Here is a 3,873-nt window from a genome sequence, read left to right as displayed (position 1 = left end):
CTTGCCGTGCCGGATCAGGGAGGCGACGACGAAGAGGGCGCCCAGGCTGACCAGCGGATCGTCCGAGCGGAAGAGCTCGTTCGGCGCGTTCTGGGCGGTGCGGAGCGACTCCCTAAGCCGCTGGGCGGCGCGGCCGAGATCCAGACCGGACCCGAACCCGCGCGCGAGCTCGCGGGAGGCGTCGAGCAGCCGTCCGCTCTGGAAGAGGTGGACCGACTGGCCCCAGGCGTCGCGCAGGCCCGCAAAGCCCTCGTCGGAGTCGGCGACCTCCTGGATCGCGGAGAGGAGGTGAAGGCCGCCCACCTTGGTCCGCTGGCCGAGCTTGGGCGCGGCAGGCGTGATGACCCGGCCGGTGACCGCCAGCTCGTAGAGCATCCAGGGGAAGTCGACGCCGGACTCGACCGTATGGAACAGCCCCGCCCAGAAGCGCGGGTTCACCTCGATGAGGAAGGGTTCGGCGACCCCGTCCCAGCGGAAATCCACCTCCACCACGCCGGTCCAGCCAAGCCGGCCGAAGAGGCTGTCGGCCGTCGCCAGGAAGGGGCTGTCGTCGACGGTCTCGCGCAACACGCCGGCCCCCGCGCCGCGCGGGAACTGCGAGAGGTTGCGATAGGCCGCGCTCGCCAGCCGGCGTCCCTGGTCGTAGAGCGCGGTCAGGCAGAAGTCCTGGCCCGGAATGTAATCCTGGATGAGCAGCGGCTCCGTCGGGCTCGACAGCAGCTCATCCAGCGCCTCGGCGTCCGTCAGGCGCCGGACGCCGCGCCCGCCCACGCCGCGCACCGGCTTGGCCACGAGGGGATACTGCGCCGGACGGGGCGCGCCGGTCCGGAGCGTCTCGTCGGTCCAGGTCCGCGGCGCATTCAGGCCCAGCTCATGGGCCGTGCGCATCAGCGCGTCCTTCGGGTCGACGGCCGCGATCGCCTCGATCGCCGGAGCGGCCACCTGGATGTGCCGCGACAGCCGCTCGGCGTGGCGGGCGATGATCCGCGTCTCCTGGAAACAGGGGATCAGCACATAAGGTCGGCCGTCCTTCGGCTTGTGCCGGATGATCGCCGCCTCCAGCTCGTCGATGAACCGATCGGGATCCTTGGCCGCCGGCGCGTGGGTGAAGTGCTTCTTGGCGAAACGGGAGAAGGACACCGCGGTCAGGCCGACGTCGTCGCAGCCGATCACCTCGACGCCGCGACGTCCGAGGGAATGGGCGATCGTCAGGGCCATGAGGCTGCGCCCGTAGGTGACGATCACCCGTCCTGACTTCAGCTGTGCGTGCGTGGCGTCCATGTCCTTCCAGGGTAAAGATGGTTCGAGGCGCCGGTCGCGCAAGCGGCCCTCAGGCGGGTGGCAGCGCAGCGGCCCGGCTCGCATCCAGGTAGGCCAGGGCGCTCGTCCCTCTTGCATGGTCGAGCTCCGCCACGAGGGGATTGGCGAGGGGGATTTCGAGCCGCCGGACCTCCTCGGGCGCAAGGCGCAGGAGGTCGCTCAGCAGGGCGCGAAGGCTGTTGCCGTGGGCCACCACCAGGACCGGTCCGGCCGAGAGGGCGCTGTCGAGCTGGGCGCGCCAGGGCTTCAACCGCGCCTGGACATCTTGCAGGCTCTCCGTGCGCGGCGCGGGGACGCCGCGGTAGCGGCGGTCCCGCGCCAGCGCCTGATGGTCAGATTCCCCCATGGGCGGCGGCCGGTCCGAATAGCCGCGGCGCCAGCGGGCGATCTGTTCGGCGCCGAACCGTTCCGCGGCCTCGTCCTTCTTCAGGCCCGTCAAGGCGCCGTAGTGGCGCTCGTTGAGCCGCCACGTCTTGTGCTCGGGGACGAAGGCCTGGCCGCCCGCCTGCAGCACGATCCACAGGGTCCGGATCGCCCGGGTGAGCACCGAGGAGAACGCCGTCTCGAGCTCCAAGCCTTGCGCGCGGAGCAGCCGGCCGGCGGCCTCGGCCTGGGCTTCGCCCTCAGACGTCAGGTCGACGTCGGCCCAGCCGGTGAACCGGTTGGCGGCGTTCCACTGGCTCTGGCCGTGGCGGAGGAGGACGAGGCGGCGCATGGCGAAGCTCGGGCTTCGGGAAACCGCCCGCCCAACACGTTGGCGCACATGCGGTTCCAAGGCACCGTTCGGCGCTTCTCTCGTTATGGCGACGACTTTCTCGGATCGTGAGGCGTCATGGATTGGCCGCTCGTGCTGACCGGCCTGGCGGGAAGCACGGCGGCGGGCGTGGCGACCGGCGTCGGGGCCCTGCCGGTCTTCTTTCTCCGCACGCTTTCGGACCGCGTGCAGTCGGCGTTCTTGGGGTTCGCCGCGGGCGTCATGCTGACCGCGGCCTTCCGCTCGCTGATCTCCCCGGCGCTGGAGCTCGCGCCGCAGCACCCGCTCGGCGCCACGATCGGCCACGCCGAGGTGGTGCTGGGGCTGGCGCTGGGCGCGATGGCCGTGCAGCTCGTGAACCGCTTCGCGCCGCACGAGCACTTCGTGATCAGGATCGAAGGCGTACCCGCCGAGTCCCTGCAGCGAATCTGGCTGATCGTCATCGCCATAGCCCTGCACAACATCCCCGAAGGACTGGCCCTTGGCGTGAGCTTCGGCGGCCCCGACGTCGCCAACGGCACGAGCGCGGCCCTGGGCATCGGCGTGCAGAACCTGCCCGAGGGCCTCGCCGTCGCCGCCGCCCTGGCCAGCATCAACTATCCGCGCAAGGTCGCCTTTGCGGTGGCGCTTCTGACTGGGCTGCTGGAGCCGGTCAGCGGCTTCATCGGCATCGCCCTGGTGTCGTGGATCGACGGATTGCTGCCGGCGGCCTTGGCCTTCGCGGCCGGCGCCATGGTGTGGGTGGTCAGCGCCGAGATCATCCCGGAGACCCACGCCAAGGGACACCAGGCCGTGGCCACGGGATCGCTGATGGCGGGACTGATCCTGATGGTGGTGATCGACGCCTGGCTAGCGGGCGGCTGATCCCCGGGCGTCGCGCAGCCTGGCGGCTCCCATGGTGGCGATCTTCGCCGCCGCTGAGCGGGTGACGCTCGGCCGGGCGAATCGCCAGAGCGCTGCGGCTCCGCGAAGCGCGGCCAGCCGCGCGGCCGGGTTGGCGAGCACGCCCGCGCCGGCGAGGAGGCCCGCAGTCACGAGCGTCGTCTTCACCGGATGGCGACGCGCATAGGCGGCTGCGGCCTGGGCGCCTTGCATCGTCGCCTGGCCCGCTTCCGCCGCCCGCGTTCGCGCCGCGACGCCGGCGCGTTCGGCGATCGCGCGCCCCTCGTCCGCCAGCCGGCTGGTTCGGCCGGTCTCCTTGACCTTGGAACGGGTTGGTTTTCGATCTTCGGCCATGGCCATGGCGTAGCTCCTTTCGCCGCGCGGTAACGCTTCAGCGGCCCAGCCGATCCGGCGCTGCAACAGAGGCCGGGGACGCCCGTTTCCCGCAGCGATGCGCTTGAGTCCGAACCCTGTCCTCGACCTGAAGGCCGCCAAGATCGCGGCCGTGGTCAACGCCGCGAGCGGCCGCTGCAGCCGGGTGACCGGCGAGGCGCTGCGCGCGCACCTGCAGGCGCACGGCCTTGCGCCGGCGGAGGTCTGGTGCGGACTGGGCGCGGATCTTTGCCGGGCGCTGGACCGGGTCCTGGCCGGCAAGCCCGACGTGCTCATCGTCCTGGGCGGCGACGGCACCGTGCGCACGGCGGCCGAACGCTGCGAGCCCTCGGGACCCGTGCTGATGCCGCTCCCGGGCGGCACCATGAACGTGCTGCCGCGCGCGCTCTACGGCGCCCGGACCTGGCGTCAGGCGATCAACGACGTGCTGGCCGCGCCTCAGCTCTGCCCGGTCAACGGGGCTCGGGTCGCCGGCCAGCGATTCTTCGCCGCGGCGCTCTTCGGCGGGCCGTCCCTGCTGCAGG

4 protein-coding genes and 1 pseudogene are annotated in these 3,873 nt (G+C 71.8%); 2 read left to right on the top strand and 3 right to left on the bottom strand.

All coding sequences use genetic code 11. The features are described from left to right. Both A2790_RS02825 and A2790_RS02820 read right to left on the bottom strand, forming a co-directional pair. The coding region (locus A2790_RS02825; protein ID WP_293387378.1) for an ATP-grasp domain-containing protein at positions 1–1,281 on the bottom strand (1,281 nt) is incomplete at its 3' end. Positions 1,282–1,330: 49 nt separating this feature from the next. Continuing rightward, the gene (locus A2790_RS02820; protein ID WP_293387376.1) at positions 1,331–2,035 is read right to left on the bottom strand and encodes a 2,3-diphosphoglycerate-dependent phosphoglycerate mutase; all 705 of its coding nucleotides are present in this window, start codon (positions 2,033–2,035) and stop codon (positions 1,331–1,333) included. A 117-nt stretch (positions 2,036–2,152) separates the two neighbouring features. Here A2790_RS02820 and A2790_RS02815 point away from each other — a divergent pair, with 117 nt between their 5' ends. Next, positions 2,153–2,938, top strand: a complete 786-nt coding sequence (locus tag A2790_RS02815; RefSeq protein WP_293387374.1) for a ZIP family metal transporter — start codon at positions 2,153–2,155, stop codon at positions 2,936–2,938. Here the strand turns inward: A2790_RS02815 and A2790_RS02810 are convergent. Continuing rightward, entirely contained in the window at positions 2,924–3,316 is a 393-nt protein-coding gene (locus A2790_RS02810; RefSeq protein ID WP_293387372.1) for a hypothetical protein, read from the bottom strand. The genes A2790_RS02815 and A2790_RS02810 overlap by 15 nt on opposite strands. 91 nt (positions 3,317–3,407) lie before the next feature. On the opposite strand from A2790_RS02810, the pseudogene A2790_RS02805 reads away from it, so the two are divergent. Beyond that, positions 3,408–3,873, top strand: a pseudogene (locus tag A2790_RS02805) (diacylglycerol kinase family protein); the annotation flags it as partial.

It is taken from the genome of Phenylobacterium sp. RIFCSPHIGHO2_01_FULL_69_31 (genome assembly GCF_001824475.1).
Lineage (GTDB): Bacteria > Pseudomonadota > Alphaproteobacteria > Caulobacterales > Caulobacteraceae > Phenylobacterium.
The sequence above is the reverse complement of the archived record's forward strand: the minus strand, read 5'-3'. Positions and strand labels throughout refer to the sequence as shown.